Annotated in this window: 19 protein-coding genes; 13 read left to right on the top strand and 6 right to left on the bottom strand. The window is 69.1% G+C overall.

The genetic code is table 11. The features are described 5' to 3' along the window. Positions 1–22: 22 nt before the first annotated feature. Positions 23–1078 (top strand): sugar ABC transporter permease, encoded by a 1056-nt coding sequence (locus ACODNG_RS04675; protein ID WP_434523056.1) that lies wholly within the window; start codon positions 23–25, stop codon positions 1076–1078. Between the two features lie 169 nt (positions 1079–1247). Next, positions 1248–1583 (top strand): hypothetical protein, encoded by a 336-nt coding sequence (locus ACODNG_RS04670; protein WP_434522627.1) that lies wholly within the window; start codon positions 1248–1250, stop codon positions 1581–1583. A gap of 280 nt (positions 1584–1863) precedes the next feature. Here the strand turns inward: ACODNG_RS04670 and ACODNG_RS04665 are convergent, their stop codons facing one another. Beyond that, positions 1864–2895, bottom strand: coding sequence for a glutathione S-transferase family protein (locus ACODNG_RS04665; RefSeq protein WP_434522626.1), 1032 nt, complete (start codon positions 2893–2895; stop codon positions 1864–1866). Between the two features lie 550 nt (positions 2896–3445). On the opposite strand from ACODNG_RS04665, the gene ACODNG_RS04660 reads away from it, so the two are divergent. After that, complete coding sequence (locus ACODNG_RS04660) at positions 3446–4723, top strand: NAD(P)/FAD-dependent oxidoreductase (protein WP_434522625.1); 1278 nt, start codon at positions 3446–3448, stop codon at positions 4721–4723. 31 nt (positions 4724–4754) lie between these two features. Here ACODNG_RS04660 and ACODNG_RS04655 read toward each other — a convergent pair whose 3' ends face one another. The 3 genes from ACODNG_RS04655 to ACODNG_RS04645 all read right to left on the bottom strand — a co-directional run bounded on the left by ACODNG_RS04655 (position 4755) and on the right by ACODNG_RS04645 (position 5803). Beyond that, complete coding sequence (locus tag ACODNG_RS04655) at positions 4755–5171, bottom strand: Hsp20/alpha crystallin family protein (protein ID WP_434522624.1); 417 nt, start codon at positions 5169–5171, stop codon at positions 4755–4757. A 3-nt stretch (positions 5172–5174) separates the two neighbouring features. Then, the gene (locus ACODNG_RS04650; RefSeq protein WP_434522623.1) at positions 5175–5330 is read right to left on the bottom strand and encodes a DUF7559 family protein; all 156 of its coding nucleotides are present in this window, start codon (positions 5328–5330) and stop codon (positions 5175–5177) included. Positions 5331–5407: 77 nt separating this feature from the next. After that, positions 5408–5803 carry a hypothetical protein gene (locus ACODNG_RS04645; protein ID WP_434522622.1) on the bottom strand — a complete coding sequence of 132 codons (396 nt, stop codon included), beginning with the start codon at positions 5801–5803 and terminating at the stop codon, positions 5408–5410. 168 nt (positions 5804–5971) lie between these two features. Here ACODNG_RS04645 and ACODNG_RS04640 point away from each other — a divergent pair, with 168 nt between their 5' ends. Together ACODNG_RS04640 and ACODNG_RS04635 are read left to right on the top strand one after the other, a co-directional pair. After that, on the top strand, positions 5972–7825 hold the full coding sequence (locus ACODNG_RS04640) for a radical SAM protein (RefSeq protein WP_434522621.1): 1854 nt from the start codon (positions 5972–5974) through the stop codon (positions 7823–7825). Positions 7826–7828: 3 nt separating this feature from the next. Then, positions 7829–8701 (top strand): MBL fold metallo-hydrolase, encoded by an 873-nt coding sequence (locus tag ACODNG_RS04635; RefSeq protein WP_434522620.1) that lies wholly within the window; start codon positions 7829–7831, stop codon positions 8699–8701. A 38-nt stretch (positions 8702–8739) separates the two neighbouring features. On the opposite strand, the gene ACODNG_RS04630 is transcribed toward ACODNG_RS04635, so the two are convergent. Continuing rightward, complete coding sequence (locus ACODNG_RS04630; RefSeq protein WP_434522619.1) at positions 8740–9360, bottom strand: HAD family hydrolase; 621 nt, start codon at positions 9358–9360, stop codon at positions 8740–8742. Positions 9361–9446: 86 nt separating this feature from the next. Then, positions 9447–9923, bottom strand: a complete 477-nt coding sequence (locus ACODNG_RS04625; protein WP_210113177.1) for a DUF7321 family protein — start codon at positions 9921–9923, stop codon at positions 9447–9449. Positions 9924–10038: 115 nt separating this feature from the next. Here ACODNG_RS04625 and ACODNG_RS04620 point away from each other — a divergent pair, with 115 nt between their 5' ends. The 8 genes from ACODNG_RS04620 to ACODNG_RS04585 all read left to right on the top strand — a co-directional run bounded on the left by ACODNG_RS04620 (position 10039) and on the right by ACODNG_RS04585 (position 15258). Then, positions 10039–10869: a DUF7319 domain-containing protein gene (locus tag ACODNG_RS04620; protein WP_434522618.1), complete on the top strand. Its 831-nt coding sequence runs from the start codon at positions 10039–10041 to the stop codon at positions 10867–10869. 95 nt (positions 10870–10964) lie between these two features. Further along, a complete protein-coding gene (locus ACODNG_RS04615; protein ID WP_434522617.1) occupies positions 10965–11609 on the top strand; it encodes a halocyanin domain-containing protein in 645 nt (214 codons plus the stop codon). Then, the gene (locus tag ACODNG_RS04610; RefSeq protein WP_434522616.1) at positions 11606–11995 is read left to right on the top strand and encodes a DUF7318 family protein; all 390 of its coding nucleotides are present in this window, start codon (positions 11606–11608) and stop codon (positions 11993–11995) included. The genes ACODNG_RS04615 and ACODNG_RS04610 overlap by 4 nt, the downstream gene beginning before the upstream one ends. Before the next feature lie 7 nt (positions 11996–12002). Continuing rightward, entirely contained in the window at positions 12003–12812 is an 810-nt protein-coding gene (locus tag ACODNG_RS04605; protein ID WP_434522615.1) for a cytochrome b, read from the top strand. A gap of 4 nt (positions 12813–12816) precedes the next feature. Next, a complete protein-coding gene (locus ACODNG_RS04600) occupies positions 12817–13605 on the top strand; it encodes a cytochrome bc complex cytochrome b subunit (RefSeq protein WP_434522614.1) in 789 nt (262 codons plus the stop codon). 84 nt (positions 13606–13689) lie between these two features. Then, a complete protein-coding gene (locus tag ACODNG_RS04595) occupies positions 13690–14121 on the top strand; it encodes a DUF7315 family membrane protein (RefSeq protein ID WP_434522613.1) in 432 nt (143 codons plus the stop codon). Positions 14122–14125: 4 nt separating this feature from the next. Next, complete coding sequence (locus ACODNG_RS04590; protein ID WP_434522612.1) at positions 14126–14404, top strand: DUF7314 family protein; 279 nt, start codon at positions 14126–14128, stop codon at positions 14402–14404. A 101-nt stretch (positions 14405–14505) separates the two neighbouring features. Beyond that, positions 14506–15258, top strand: coding sequence for an ATP-NAD kinase (locus tag ACODNG_RS04585; RefSeq protein WP_434522611.1), 753 nt, complete (start codon positions 14506–14508; stop codon positions 15256–15258). Positions 15259–15312 lie beyond the last annotated feature (54 nt).

Here is a 15312-nt window from a genome sequence, read left to right as displayed (position 1 = left end):
TCCCCTCGCCTCCGCGGCCGCGATGGTCGTCTCCGCAGCCGCGCTGGTCCGCGCGAAGCTCGTCGCGTTCGCGACCGCGCCAAAGCGGTTCTCCGTGATGATCCGGCGAGCGGTTTACGACGTTCGCACGGGGAAGCGCACGTCGTGGGACGTGACGAAGAGCGTCCTGATGACCCTGTTCGGGCTCGCGATGGTGCTCGTGCTGCTGTTCCCGCTGTTCTGGATCACGAGCGCGTCGCTCGCGGAGGGGTCGCGGCTGTTCAACACGAGCGGCATCTTCCCGGACCCGTCGACGTACAACCTCGGCGCGTACCGGTGGGTGATCTTCGAGTCCGACTTCTTCTTCGTCGACGGCGACTGGGGGTACCCCCAGCTCGTCCTCGGCGGGAGCGGCGGGCTGGTGGGCTTCCAGTGGGCCGGCACCGAGACCGGTCCCGGCGCGCTGTTCAACAGCCTCTACATCGTCAGCGTGACGCTCGCGGCCGGCTTCGGGATGATCGTCCCGGCCGCGTACGCGTTCTCGCGCCGGCAGTTTGTGGGCCGCAAGCGGATCCTCTACGGCTACGTCCTCTTCACCCAGATCGGCGCCGGGCTGTCGATCGCGACGCTCGTGGCGCTGTACTCGCTGTTCAGCACCTACGGCCTGACGAACAACCTGTTCGTCCTCGGGCTGTTCTACGCCGCGTCGGCGATCCCGTTCAACACGTGGCTGCTGAAGACGTATATGGACAACATCCCCGTCTCCTACGAGGAGGCGGCGATGGTCGACGGCGCGAGCTTCCTCGACACGATCCGGGAGGTGATCCTCCCGCTGACGAAGCCGGGACTCGCGGTCGTCCTGATCTTCGTCTGGCTCGCCGGCTGGAACGAGTTCATCATCGCGCAGACGCTGCTCCGCCCCGAGAACTACCCGCTCTCGGTGGAGCTGTACAACATCGCGACCGAGGGCCGGTTCTCGACGCCGTGGACCCGCTTCGCGGCGTTCGCGAACCTGTTCGCGCTGCCGGTCGCGATCGTCTACTTCGCGGCCCAGCGATCCGTTGAGGACGGTCTCTCGTTCGGCGGGATGGAGGGATAGGCGGACCGCTCGCGGTCCGTCGTTCGTCCGTCTGCGTTTCTCGTTTCTGGCTCTGTTGAAACCCTCAGCAAGTGATATGTTCTGCTCCGATTGCGGTCAATACAGGAGAAGCACGTATCATTCAGTACAGGCGGCATATTTAGGTCGGTATTACTCAATTAAACGACTAATGACTGATTGGGAGCGAGTAAGACAAGAACTCAAAGAGGCGGGATATTCTGGATTTGAGTTCGATAGCGGCGATACAGCCGTGCCGGGATTGTCCGGTGAGTGGGTCTCCGGTAATATCCCACGTGAGGGAGGATTGAAACACGAGAACCAACCACTTAGGATACGGATTCTCGACGCGCTACCCGGGGGTGATACTGTGGAAACCGACCCGGAAAATGCCCCGGAAAGCATACGCAACATCGCCACTGAACACGGGTTGGAAGTCGTGATATTCAGCGTCTCTGCCGACGAGGCACGTATCGCACTTTGTGACCCCTCAAAACATGATTTGTAACGGTATGTTCGCACTCTTCACCGACCAGACGTTTCATGCGATGATATTTCTGGAGAATAGAACTTCAACAGAGCCTCGTTTCTCGTCTTCGCGGTCCGTTTTCGCCTGACGACCCGATCCGGATCGCGATCGATCGTCGGCACCGCTCCGTACAGCGCCGCCCCGCACAGCGCCTCACGCCTCCCCAGCCTCGGCGGCCGGCCCGGCGCGGCTCCGCCGCCGGCGACGCCACCGCGGAAGCGTTCGTAAAATAGCCGCAGTCGCCCGAAGACGTTCCCGCTCAGTCGTCCGCGCTCGGGACGGGTGGCGCACCCGTGAGCCGGTCGCGGTCGTGGGGCGCCTCGAAGTCGAGGTCGGGGCCGCGCGCGATGATCCCGGAGGGGGTCACGTCGGGGTGCGTGGTGTAGTAGTGCTCCTTGATGTGTGCCATGTTCACCGTCTCGGCGACGCCGTCGGTCTGGTAGAGGTCGCGCAGGTACGGCCAGAGGTTCTCGTACTGGTGGATGAACTGCCGGTTGCACATGAAGTGGGTGTGGTACACCTGATCGAAGCGGATCAGGGTGGTGAACATGCAGATGTCCGCCTCGGTGAGCGAGTCGCCCACGAGGTAGCGCTGGTCTGCGAGCCGGTCGTCGTAGCGGTCGAGGGCGTCGAACAGGTCGTCGATCGCCTCGTCGTAGGCGCTCTGTGAGGTGGCAAACCCGGCGCGGTAGACGCCGTTGTTGATCGGCTCGTAGATGTCGGTGATCACCTCGTCGACGTCCGCGACGGTCGCGTCGTCGTCCGCGTCGGGCAGCAGCGAGACACCGTTCCCGAGGTCGGCGAACGCGGTCGAGAGGGTGCGGAGGATCTCGCGCGACTCGTTGTTGACGATGGTCTCCTCGTCTTTGTCCCACAGCACGGGCACCGTCACCCGGCAGGTGGCGTCGGGGTCGGCCGCGACGTACAGCTCGCGGAGGTAGTCGCTGTCGTGGAGGTGGTCGCGCGTGCAGCCCTCCTTCTCGGGGCTGAACTGCCAGCCGTCCTCGTCGCGGTACGGGTCGACGACCGAGACGCTGATCGCGTCTTCCAGCCCGAGCAGCGACCGCGCGAGCAGCGTCCGGTGCGCCCACGGACAGGCGTACGAGACGTACAGGTGATACCGGCCGGCCTCCGGCTGGAAGCGCTCGTCCGGCTCGGCGTCGACGTGGTCGGGCACGTCGCTGCCCGCGACCCAGTTCCGGAACGTCGTCTCGCCGCGCTGGAACGCCCCCTCCTCGTCGGTCGTTTCGTAGGTGTCCGTGCGCCACTCGCCGTCGACGAGCTGATTCATACGCAGTAGTTGGGCTTCGGTCCCTATAACGTGGGCGGGGACACGCGTGTCACCCGTTTACGTTACATATACTGAGAGTTCCCGATCTCCCCGGTTACGATCGGTCGCGGACGGATCGACCGTGGCTGCCTCTGAATCCTCAGTCGCTCGCTTATATATCGTTGCCAGTAGATCGGCGATCGACACCTCCAAAGCCCCAGTCGCGAGGACTCGCGCGGCTCGCTGCGGTCCTCGCTCAGTCGCTGACGCTCCTTCCCTGCGGTCCTTGCGTCGCCGTGCTTCGCCCTCGCGACTGCCCCTTTGAGTCCCGCCCCGCACCGCACAGCGCCTCACGCCTCCCCAGCCTCGTCGGTGGTCCTCCGCGTTGCTCCGGACCACCGACTCCAGCGAGGGACCGAAGGTCCCTCTGGCAGCCGGCGCGTAGCGCCGGCGACCTCGCGCGTGCTGCTCGGCCGCAAGGCGGCCTCACAGGCACGCGCCACCGCATCTGTTTATAAACAAAACGCCGTCGTCCCGATGGCTTTTCGTCGTCGCTCGCGTGTCCCGATCCATGACCGAGGAAGTCGAGTCGGCGCCGTCGGTCGCTGTCGTCGGCGGCGGCGCGGTCGGCGTCACGGCGGCCTACGACCTCGCGGTCCGCGGCGCCGACGTGACGCTGTACGAGCGTGGCGAGCTGGCGGCCGAGAGTTCGGGGCGCGCGGCGGGCGTCCTCTACGACGCCTACGCCGAGGACGTCGACGCCGCGGTCGGCGCCCGCGCACTAGAACGGTTCCGCGCGTTCGACCGGTCGCTGCCGGGGTTCTCGTTTTCGCCCTGCCCGTACGTGATCGCGGTCCGCGAGGGCGACGCCGACGCCGACGCCGTCCCAGCGATGGTCGAGCGCATGCGCGACCACGGCCGCGAGGTGTCCCTCGTCGACCCCGACGAGCTCGGCGAGCGCTTCCCGTCGCTCCGGACCGACGACCTCGCCGTCGCGGCGGTCGCCGAGGGCGCGGGGTGGACCGACCCGCCGAGCTACGTCCGTGCGCTCGGCGAGCGGGCCGCCCGGGAGGGCGTCGCGGTCGAGACGGGGGCACCGGTCGCGCTCGGCCCGCGGACCGACGCGGGCCGAGAGATACGGGTTCGCAACGCCGGCGACGACGGGAACTCGGAGACCGAGACCCGCGCCTTCGACGCCGTCGTCGTCGCCATCGGGGCGCACACCCGGTCGCTGCTCGCGGACGCCGGCGTCGCGGTCCCGGTCGTCCCCTATCGCGTCCAAGCCCTCGTGGCTCGGGACACCTACGACGGGCCGATGACCTACGACGCCACCGCGGACGCGTACCTCCGCCCGCACCCGGACGGCCTGCTCGCGGGCGACGGCACGGAGCCGGTCCCGGCCAACCCCGACGACTACCGACGCGAGGCCGACGACTGGTTCCGCGAGGACATCGCTGCCGTCCTCGACGAGCGACTCGCCCGCGGCGACTCCCCCGACCGCGCCGATTACACTGACCGCACTGACCCCGATTCGGATGTCTCGCGGGCGTGGGCCGGACTCTGTACGGCGACCCCCGACGGCGACCCGCTCGTCGGACCGGTCGACGCGACCGGCGAGACGGGTCCCACGCTGTTCGTCGCCGCCGGCTGGCAGGGGCACGGGTTCATGCGCTCGCCGGCGATCGGCGAGGCGGTCGCCGAGGGCATGTTGGCGTCGCTCTCCGGGATCGCGTTCGACGCGCCCGACTCGCCGTGGATCGGCGCGTTCGACCCGACCCGGTTTGACGGGGACGAGGAGTTCGAGATCGCGGAGGGGATGTCGCTGTCGAACCGGACGGAGGGGGCGTAGACCGACAGGGAGAAACGAGAGGGAAACGGCGTCAGTCGTCTTCCTCGACCACGTCGACGTCGCTCGACCCCCCGCGCTTGGGGATCTCGACGTGGAGCGTGCCGTTTCGCGTGAGCGTCGCGTTCGCGCCATCGGGCGTCACGTCGGCGTCGCGCGGGAGGTCGACGCTGCCGGACAGCGAGACGCCGCGGCCGGGGAACACGAGGTCGTGGCCGTCGTAGAAGTCGCGGAAGCGTTCTAAGTTTACCTCGACGGTGTGATCGAGGAAGGTGACGTCGACGTCCTCGCCGCGGACGCCGGGGGCGTCGAAGACGACGAGGTAGGCGTCGTCGCTCTCGAGGAGGTCGGTGGAGAGCGGGCGGCGCTCCTGGACGCGGCCCCACCCGCGGCCGACGCGTTCGAGGGCGCTGCGGAGCGCGGACCGACCGGTCTCGACGAGTCCGCCCACGGCTCACACCTCGATTTCGACGAGGTCGCTCCCGCCGCAGTACGGACAGGAGAGGTCCTCGACCGCGTGGTCGTCGGGCACGTCGTACGTGTAGTGGTTCTCGAACATGTCCAGATCGCAGTCGTCGCTGACGCACTTGACCTCCATCGTCGATGGCATGTCCGATCGTAGTGTCGGCGAGGGCTTAAACGGCGTGGCGGCGGCGACGCTGGGGCGCGAAACGCGCCGCGCGGCGGTCAGATCCCAGCGCCGCGAAGCCGCTCGGGAACGACCGTTCGCTCCGCGAGCAACGCGACGAGGATCCCGACCGCGACTCCCGCCAAGAACCCGGGACCGTACGGGAAAAGCGCCGGGGCGAACGCGAGCGCAACGCCGAGCCAGACCGACGCGAGGAGGATCGCGGCGCCCGCGGCGAGGTACGTCAGCGTCTCGCGGCGATCCTCTGGGACTCGGTCACGCGCCAGCCACGCGATCGGTCCGAAGACGAGGGCGGTCCCGGCCGCCCACGCGGCCGCGACGCCCCACGGCCGCGGCTCGGTGGCGTAGAACTGTGCCGCGGCGAAGAGGAAGACGCCGCCGAACACGACGTATCGCACGACGCGCAGTCGGGTCGAAACCGTCTCGGAGGGCATACGATTCGATCCCGAGCGAGCTGACATAAATAATTCCCCGCCGCGTTCCGTGCTGTGCGTTCCGCCGCCGCGTTCCGTGCTGTGCGTTCCGTCGCCGCGTTCCGTCCGCGTGTCCGGCCCCCGACGTTCCGCACGCTTTTCCCGTCTCGGCCGACTACGGAGGGTAACATGACCGATTCGCCCGCGTCGGCCCGGGGGTCGCTCCCGGCCGACCCGAACGACCTCTCCGTCACCGTCGTCGACGGGTACGTCGACGAGCCGGCCCACTTCGGCGTCCCGCCGTACCTCTCGACGTACCCCCGGTACACGGCGGGCGCGCTCGTCGACGCGGGCGTCCCCGAGTCGCAGATCACCTACCACACCATCGACGAGCTGCGCGAGGACCGGTCGAAACACGCCGATGTCGCGGACGCGGACCTCATGGTCTACGTCGGCGGGATGACGGTGCCCGGGAAGTACGTCGGCGGCACCCCCGCGGAGCCGGACGAGGTGCGCGAGCTCGGCTGGACCGCCGACGGCGTGACGCTGCTCGGCGGGCCCGTTCGATTCGGGGTCGGCGAGGAGAACGCGGGCGCACAGGAGACGCAGCGCGACGACCTCGACTACGACTTCGTCGCGATGGGCGACGTCGAGGCCGCGGCTCACGACCTCGTCCGCGAGGGGCTTGAGGGATACGGCAACCGGATGCGGACGAACGAGGAGGTCGACCGCTGGGCGCGACAGGGGGCGTTCGTGGTCGAGCAGCACCCCAACCACCCCGACTACCTCATCTGCGAGATGGAGACCTCCCGCGGCTGCGCGTACCGCTGCTCGTTCTGTACGGAGCCGCTGTACGGCGACCCGGCGTTCCGCACGCCCGGCTCGGTCGTCGGCGAGGTCGACGCGCTCTCGGACCGCGGGGTCAGGCACTTCCGGCTCGGCCGGCAGGCCGACATCCTCGCGTTCGGCGGCGACGGCGAGGCGCCGAACCCGGACGCCCTCCGCGAGCTGTACGGCGGGATCCGCGAGGTCGCGCCCGACCTCCGGACGCTCCACCTCGACAACATGAACCCTGTGACGATCACGGACTACCCCGAGGCATCCCGCGAGGCGATCCGCGTCATCGCCGAGCACAACACGCCCGGCGACACGGCCGCGTTCGGCCTCGAATCCGCCGACCCCGTGGTTCAAGAGGAGAACAATCTGCTCGTCACCGCCGAGGAGTGTTTAGAGGCCGTCCGCGTCGTCAACGAGGAGGGCGGCTGGCGCCCGGGCGACGGTCCCGAGACGACGCCGGGCGACCCGACCCGCGTCACCGGTCCCTCGACCGGCCCGGACGCCTCGCCGCGACTGCCGAAGCTGCTCCCCGGGATCAACCTCGTCCACGGGCTGACCGGCGAGCGCCCCGAGACGTACGAGCACAACAAGGAGTTCCTCCAGACGGTGTACGACGAGGGGCTGATGCTCCGTCGGATCAACATCCGGCAGGTGATGGCGTTCGCCGGCACGGAGATGGCCGAGACGGGCGCCGACATCGCGCAGGAACACAAAGAGCAGTTTCAGGCGTACAAGCGGGAGGTGCGCGAGACCATCGACAACCCGATGCTCGACCGCGTCGTCCCGCCGGGGACCGTGTTGCCGGACCTTCACCTCGAGTACCACCAGGACGGGAAGACGTTCGGCCGCCAGCTCGGAACCTACGCGCTCCTCGTCGCGGTCCCGGGCGAGCGCGAGCTTGGGACCACCATCGACGTGGCGATCACCGACCACGGCTACCGCTCCGTGACGGGCGTCCCGTACCCGCTCGACGTCAACGCGGCCTCGATGGACGAGCTGACCGCGATCCCGGGAATCAACCGGAACACGGCCGGTGATATCGTGGTCGGCCGCCCGTACGAGTCGGTCGACGCGGTCGACGCCGGGGTCGCCGACCTCGGGGCGTACGCGGTCGCCGGCGACACCGACGTGCCGATCCCCGGCCGCGACCGCCCCGGTTCCGGACCCGGACCGGCCGCGCGGTCGTCGCTCGGCCGCGGGGACTGAGCGATGTCGGGCGACGACCCGGAGACCGGCGGCGGTCCGATTTCGAGCGACGAGCCCGCCGTCACCCGGATCGAAGTCCCCGTCGACACCCGCGCTCCCGGCGGGACCACGAACGCGTACCTCCTCGACGGCCTGCTCGTCGACCCGGCGGCCCGGACCGACGCGCTCGACGCGGCGGTCGCGGAGCGCGGCTCGGACGACGCGGCCGCCCCCGCCGTCGAGGCGATCGCGGTCACCCACGCGCACCCTGACCACGTCGGCGGGGTCGCTGAGTACGCGGCCCTGACGGACGCGACCGTCGTCGCCCGCGAGGGCCACGCGGACCGATTCGCCGCGGCGGCCGGAGTCGACCCCGACGAGACGGTCGCTCCGGGCGAGACGGTCGGCGACACCGCGGTCCGCGCGGTCGACACGCCCGGACACGCTCCCGATCACCTCGCGTTCGCGGTCGGCGGTGCCGCGACGCACTCCGCCCGTTCCGCGCTGTGTTGCGGCGACCTCGCCGTCGCCGAGGGGAGCGTCGCGGTCGCCGCGCCCGAGGGCGATCTGTCCGCCTACGTCGCGAGCCTCGAACGCGTCCGCGACGCCGGTTACGACCGGCTCCTTCCGGGGCACGGTCCGCCGATAGACGACCCGGCGGCGACCTGCGACCGGCTGATCGACCATCGGCTGGCCCGCGAGCGCGACGTGATCGCCGCGATCGACGGCGGGGCCACGGACCTCGACGCGGTCGTCAACGCGGCCTACGAGAAGGACCTCTCCGGCGTGCGGGACCTCGCGCGGGCGACGGTCGCCGCGCACGTCGAGAAGCTGGTCGGCGAGGGGCGGATCGACGAGGCGTGGCGCGCGCGACTGGCGGACGCCGGCTTCGACTGACTCCGCTCGGCTGCCGCGCTCGTCGTCCGCCGAACCGACTACGGCTCCGCCTCCAACTCCCCGACGACCTCGGACAGCGGCGTCTCCGTCACGTCGACGAATCGCCCGCCGGCGGCGACGATCCCGCCGTCCGTTTCGGGGTCGTCGCCGACGTGGACGAGCGCGGGCGTGGAGGTCCCGAGCGCCTCGGCCGCGGCCTCGAACGCGGAGGGGTGGGGCTTGCGCCAGCCGCAGCCGACGCTCGTCGTGACCGCGTCGAACTCGCCGCGGAGTCCCGCGCGGATCAGCGTCCGCGGGACCAGCTCCGGGACGGCGCAGTTCGAGAGCAGGCCGACCGGGCCGCGCTCGCCCGCCCCCCGGATCGCGTCGAGCGCGCCGTCGCGCCGCGTCACGTCCGGGTCGAACGCCGCGATCACGGCGTGTCTGGCGACGTTCTGATCCGCGTCGACGCCGCGGGAGTCGAGCGCGCGGGCGACGTGTGCGGGGAGGGGGACCTCCGCGCCCGCCGGCGCCTCGACGTGTTGCTCGCCGTACGCGACGTGCCAGTCGTCGGGGACCGCCACGTCGCGGGACTCCAGTTCGCGCGCGACCGCTTCCGCCGGATCGGACGGGTACTCGACGTCGACGAGGGTCCCGAAGAGATCGAATGTGACTGCCACGATACCACCGCTTAGGGACAAACCCGGATTGAAGCTGTCGGTCGGGGAGGTGCCCCCCGGCAGCGGTCACGCGTAGCGCATCGCGGTTACACTCCGAAGTGGAGCGTGAAGAGCCGGTAGAGACCGGTCACCCACGCGCACAGCCACAGCAGCATGAAGCCGGCGACGCCCGCGCGGAGCCGCTTGCGCCAGTGGCCCATGTCCTCGTGGATCTCGTCGATGTCGACGTCGAGGTCCTCGTACGCGTCGGCGTTCCGCTTCGCTTGGAAGATCCGCACGATCCCGGTGAGCGCGAACGCCAGCAGGGCGTACGCCTGGACGCCGAAGAAGGCGTGGAGGATCGCCATCCCCGTCAGCTGATCGAGGACGCGCGGGATCATCCACCCGACGAGGGGGACGGTCGTGAGCAGGAGTCCGGCGACGATGTACCGCAGGTGCCGCATCAACACGTTCCACGACACCGTCTCCGCGTCGATCATGATCCAGGCGCCGTAGAGGAGGAACGGGAGGCTCGTCGTCACGGACACCCCGGCGAGCGCCGCGATGACCGACTCGTCGACCATACTGCCGGTACGTGCTCGGGCGCGTAAAGCCCCGCGATCCGCGTCCGGTGACGCGGTCCCGGTGGCCGGGCGCGGACGAAAACAGTTAGCGTCAGGAGCACGTATCGCCGAAGCGATGGAGGACACCTCGACGCGGTCGGAGTCGGAGTCGCCGCCGGAGGAGTCTGAGGGCCCGGCGGACGACGCCGAGGACGCTTCCCGAGACGAGACCGACATCGAAGCCCTCCGCGAGCGCGTCGAGGCGGAGTACGACTTCGACGACTTCGGACCGTCGGACATGGCCCAGATGAGCGCGGAAGAGTGGGACGCCGCCTTCGATCCCGACACGTGGATCACCGGCGACCGGCTCCTCGACCGCGTCGACGCCGAGTTGAAGTCGCGCATCGCGACCCGCGACGTGTTCGGCGTCTTGGAGCGCGTCCGCGAGGACGGCGAAGAGAGGATCCTCGTCTACTCCGACGAGGGGTACGCGATCATCCACCCCACCGGCGAGGTGCGCGGGGAGGGGACGGTGCTTCGGGACATCGAGCCGGTCGTCGCGCTCGCGGCGATGGAGTCGTACGAGGTGCCCGAGCCGCCCGAGGACTGGTCGCTCCCGCACCCCGACAGCGTCCCGGACGGGTCGGGCGAGTTCGGCAACCTCGTGATACAGGCCGTCGCCGCGGTCCAGGTGCTCGCCGGGGTCGTCCTCCTCGTCGCGAGCGCCGTGGCCGACCTCGGGACCATCGTCGCGCCGACGATGGGCATCGTCTTCCTGCTCGTCGGCGTCTTCCTGTTCGCGATGGTGGCGAACGCGCGGCTCTCGGACCGGTTCCGATCGGAGGAGTATCGGGACCGACTGCGCGCGCTCCGCGAGGCCAAGGAGCGCCCCGAGTTCGTCCCCGTCGAGGACGGCGTCGTGACCGACGAGGGCGCCGCCGCGAGCGACCGCAACCGCGACGAGTAATCCGCCGATTTCGGCGGTCTCAGACCCCGAAACCTCCTCCGTGTTGGCGGTTTCAGTCGGTGGGTTTAAGCGAACCCCGTCCTGAGTGAGCCTGTATGAAAAGGCGGGACTTCGTGCGGACGGCCGGCGGCGCGACCGCCGCCGTCGCGGCCTCCGCCGGGGCGACCGGAACGGCGGCTGCACAGGAGGTACAGCCCGACTGGCCGAGCGGCGCCGAAGGGAACGTCGGGTCGTACCAAGACGCCCGCGGCCAAGACGAGGTGACCATCTCGGTCGGCGCCGGCAGCAGCGGCCTCGCGTTCGACTCGACGCTGGTGTGGGTCGACGAGGGGACGACCATCGTCTGGGAGTGGACGGGGAACGGCGGCGACCACAACGTCCAGACGGTCGAGGACGGCGGCCCGGCCGCCCTCGACAGCGGTAATCCCGTCGGCGAGGAGGGGAACACCTACGAGTACGAGACCTCCGGTGAGGACGCCGGCATCACCCACTACCACTGCGTACCCCACACCAACACCGGGATGCACGGCGGCATCGCCGTCGGCGAGGACGTCGCCACCGTCGAAACCGGCGGCGCCAACACCGGATGGCCGGAGGACATCGCCAAGGTCGGCGTCCCGCTCCACGCCCACTGGGTCGGTATCTCCGCGATTCTCGGCATCGGGATGACGTTCGTGTTCACGTTCTACATGCTAAAGTACGGCGAGTCAGCCCACACCGGCCACGGGGGTGCCAGATGAGCTCCGGCGGCTCCTCGTACGGCGACATCCACCGATACGAGCCGGCCCGCGAGAGCACCGCCGCCGCGATCGCGATCGTCCTCCTCACGATCATCGAGGTCGTCTTCGTCGCGCTGTTCACCTACGGCCTGATGTCCGCATGGGCGTCGACGGAGGCCGGGAATATGTACGTCGGCGCGCTCCTGGCGCTCATCTTCATCGACCTCGCGTTCATTTTACTCCTGTACCGGAAGGAGTTCCTTCCGGACGTGATGATCGTGAAGAAACGCCGCCGCAAGTGGGAGGACCTGTACGTCCGCGAGGAGGACAAGGAGGGCGACGGCATCGACACCGGCAACCTCGCGGAGACGCTGAAGCGGGCGGTGTATCCGTACTACAAGAAGTGATTCGACAATGAGCCTGAAAAAGCAAGACGACATGGACCACAACGCGTGGCTCAAGAGTCAGGACCTCACGCCCATCGAGACGGCGTTCCTGACCACGCTCATCTGGCTGGACAAGCGGCTCCGCATCGTCGACTACCTCGAGCTGCTGGAGACGATGTACTACCGCGCGAACCTCCAGATGCCGAAGAGCCACACCGAGCAGTACGACCTCGACAACAAGTTCTGGTACTGGTACCCGCTGTACTCGCTCGGGTCTCTCTCCATCATCGCGTACCTGCTCGCGGCGGTGTCCGGCGCGCTGCTCGGGTTCTACTACGCGCCGTCGACCGCTGGCGCGGCGGCGCAGGGCGATCCGACCGCCGCGTACGACTCGATGGTGATGATCATGCAAGACGTCCAGTTCGGCTTCATGCTCCGGTCGATCCACCGCTGGGCGGCGCAGTTCATGGTGGCGGCGGTGTTCCTCCACATGCTGCGGGTCTACTTCACCGGCGCGTACAAGGAGCCGCGCGAGGTCAACTGGATCCTCGGCGTCGTGCTCATCGCCCTGACGCTTCTGTTCGGCTTCTCCGGGTACGTCCTCCCGTGGAAGCAGCTGTCCTTCTGGGCGGCGCAGATCGGCGTCGAGCTGGCGCTCGCGACCCCGCTCATCGGCGAGTGGGCGGCCCAGCTGCTGTTCGGCGGCTTCACCCTCAGCCAGGCGACGCTCGTGAGAATGTACATCCTGCACGTGTTCGTGTTGCCGTTCGTGGTCACCGCGCTCATCGCGATCCACGTCGGCATCGTCTGGGTGCAGGGCATTGCGGAGCCGCACTAATCCAATGACCGACGACACCACACCCATGACCGACGGAGGCACCGACGACGAGGCGCGCACCGACGGCGGCCCGCCGGCGACGGTCCCGCCGGACGACGAGACGCCGACCTGGTCCGAGCGCAAGGAGCGCAGCCAGGGGCTCGCGCAGCTCACCTACCAGTACTTCGAGCGCTCCCGGCGTGAGGACGAGGACCTGCGCGCGGAGTCGACGTACGTCGAGCGCGACGTGCTGGGCTTCCCGACGTGGCCCCACGAGACGATCCGCAACCTCGCTATCACCTCCTTTTTCCTCGGGATCATCCTGCTCGTGGCCTCGATCCTGCCGTCGCACTTCGGCGACCCGGCGAACGCCGGCTCCACGCCGGCGATCATCCTGCCCGACTGGTACCTCTACTGGTCGTTCGGTCTGCTGAAGCTCAGTCCGATCAACCCCGAACTCGCGGTGTTGGGCAGTAACATCATCGTGTCCAACGAGCTGTACGGGCTCATCGCCCACGGCGCCATCTTCGGCGTCATCACGCTCGTTCCCTTCCTCAACAAGGGGAACGCGCGGCGCCCCGTCGAGGAGCCGGGCTGGGCCGCGCTCGGCGTGGCCGGGGTCATCCTGGCGATCACGCTGGCGGCGCTCGCCATCCAGAACTTCTTCCCGGTCCCGCTCGAGCTGCTGTTCTCGCTCGTGTTCATGCTCCCGATCGTGGGCGGCGTCATCACCTACGCGGTGTTGAAGACGATGCGCGAGGGGTACATGTACGACCTCAATCGCCGGTACTACATGCTGCGGCCGCCGAAGTAACGGTCAGAACCGCCGACCCGTTTCCCCGACCGCGTCGCGCTCGCGGCTCTCACAATCCCGCCGTTCCGACGCTCCGTGTCACCCATGTCATCCTCAACAGACGGCGACTCCTCGCAGGCGTTCGACGAGACCGGCGACCCGATCGCTGGCGACGACGACGCCGACCCCCGAAACGAGCCGACCGGCCCGCGGAAGGGACCGGGCGGTCGGGAGATCGTCGTTCCCTTCAGGCTGTACAAGGCTGTGACCGTCTTCTCGACGCTCGCCGCGGTAGTGACCTACTTCGTCGGGTTCACGCTCATCGACGCCGCGACGCTTCAGATCAGCTTCGTCCGGACGACCATCGTTTACCTGCTCGATAGCGCCGGCGTCATGCCGCCGGAAGACGTGCTCGTGGCGATACTCGCGATCACCGGCGTCGGATTCATCCTCCTCGGAACCGCCGTGTACGTGCTCGGGACCCGGTTCCGCGGACAAGGGATGGGAAAGTCTCAAGACGACCCCAGCGAAACGTGAGATAATGGCAGACGAGTTTATCAAGGGCTTCGCCCTGTTCGTGATCGGCGGTCTCGGGTGGATCACCTTCGGCGGCTGGTACCGGACCCCGTCGTACTACGAGGTGGTACAGCTCGTGAACCCGCCGGAAGGTGTGAATACGGCGTACGGCGAGGTCGGTCTGCTCGCGGGCGACATGTTCTTCTGGCTGATGGTCCTCGGCGCGTTGACGTTCTGGGTGCTCATCCCGGCCAGTCGGCAGCTCCGCGACTCCCTCAACGACGACGACGCGGCAGCGAACTGAACGCACGACTCCTCGTCTCGCTTTTCCTCGTCGCGGCTTCGCTCCCAGCGGCGCGGCGACGAACCGGGAGCTTTTCACCTCCGCTCGCCCCACCCTCGCGCATGAGCGAGCCGACGCGCCGCCTCGCGGTTCTCGGCGACGGCGAGCCGGCGGCGGCGATCCGATCGGCGGCGACCGCCGCGGGCGCGCGCCTCGCCGACCTCTCCGAGACCGACGGGATCGTCGCCGTCGGAGACGCCGCGCTGCGGGACGCGATGCGCGCGGTCGCAAGCGGGGACGCTCGTTCGGTTCCGGTCCTTCCGATCGGAGACGGTCGTCACGCGGTCGACCTCGACCTCGCGACCGACCGGATCGGCGGCGTCCTCGACGGTCTCGGCGGATTCGAGACGTCGTTCGACCGCTTCTCTCGCGTCGCACATCCGGTCCTCGCGGTCGACGGAGCGGAGGACGGCCCACGTCAGTTCGCGGCGGCGGACGTCGCGTTCGTGACGGCGGCGCCCGCCCGGATCTCCGAGTACGAAATCGCGTTCTCCGACGGGGAGTCGGCATCGGTGCGTGCGGACGGCGCCGCGGTCGCCACGCCGCTCGGCAGCGACGGGTACGCGGCGGCGGCCGGCGGGCCGGTGGTGTCGCCGGGGGGCGGTCTCGCGGTCGTCCCCGTCTCGCCGTTCACGACTCGTCCGGACACGTGGGTCGCGAGCGGCGGCGTCAGCGTCACGGTCGAGCGCGAGGAGGAGCCGGTCGCGCTGGTCGTCGACGGGACGCGACGGGGGACCGTCGAGCCGCACCGGTCGGTCCGGATCGAGACCGCGACGACGGTCGATCTCCTCTCACCGACGGCCGAGGACGGCTGAGTGCGGGCGCGGTGGGTTCCACACTCGCGGCGTCGTGCTCGTCTCGCGGGCGCG

The sequence above is a fragment of the Halorubrum sp. AS12 genome (assembly GCF_051122765.1).
Classification (GTDB): Archaea; Halobacteriota; Halobacteria; order Halobacteriales; family Haloferacaceae; genus Halorubrum; species Halorubrum trapanicum.
Note: the sequence above shows the minus strand (reverse complement) of the source record. Positions and strands in the feature narration are given on the sequence as shown.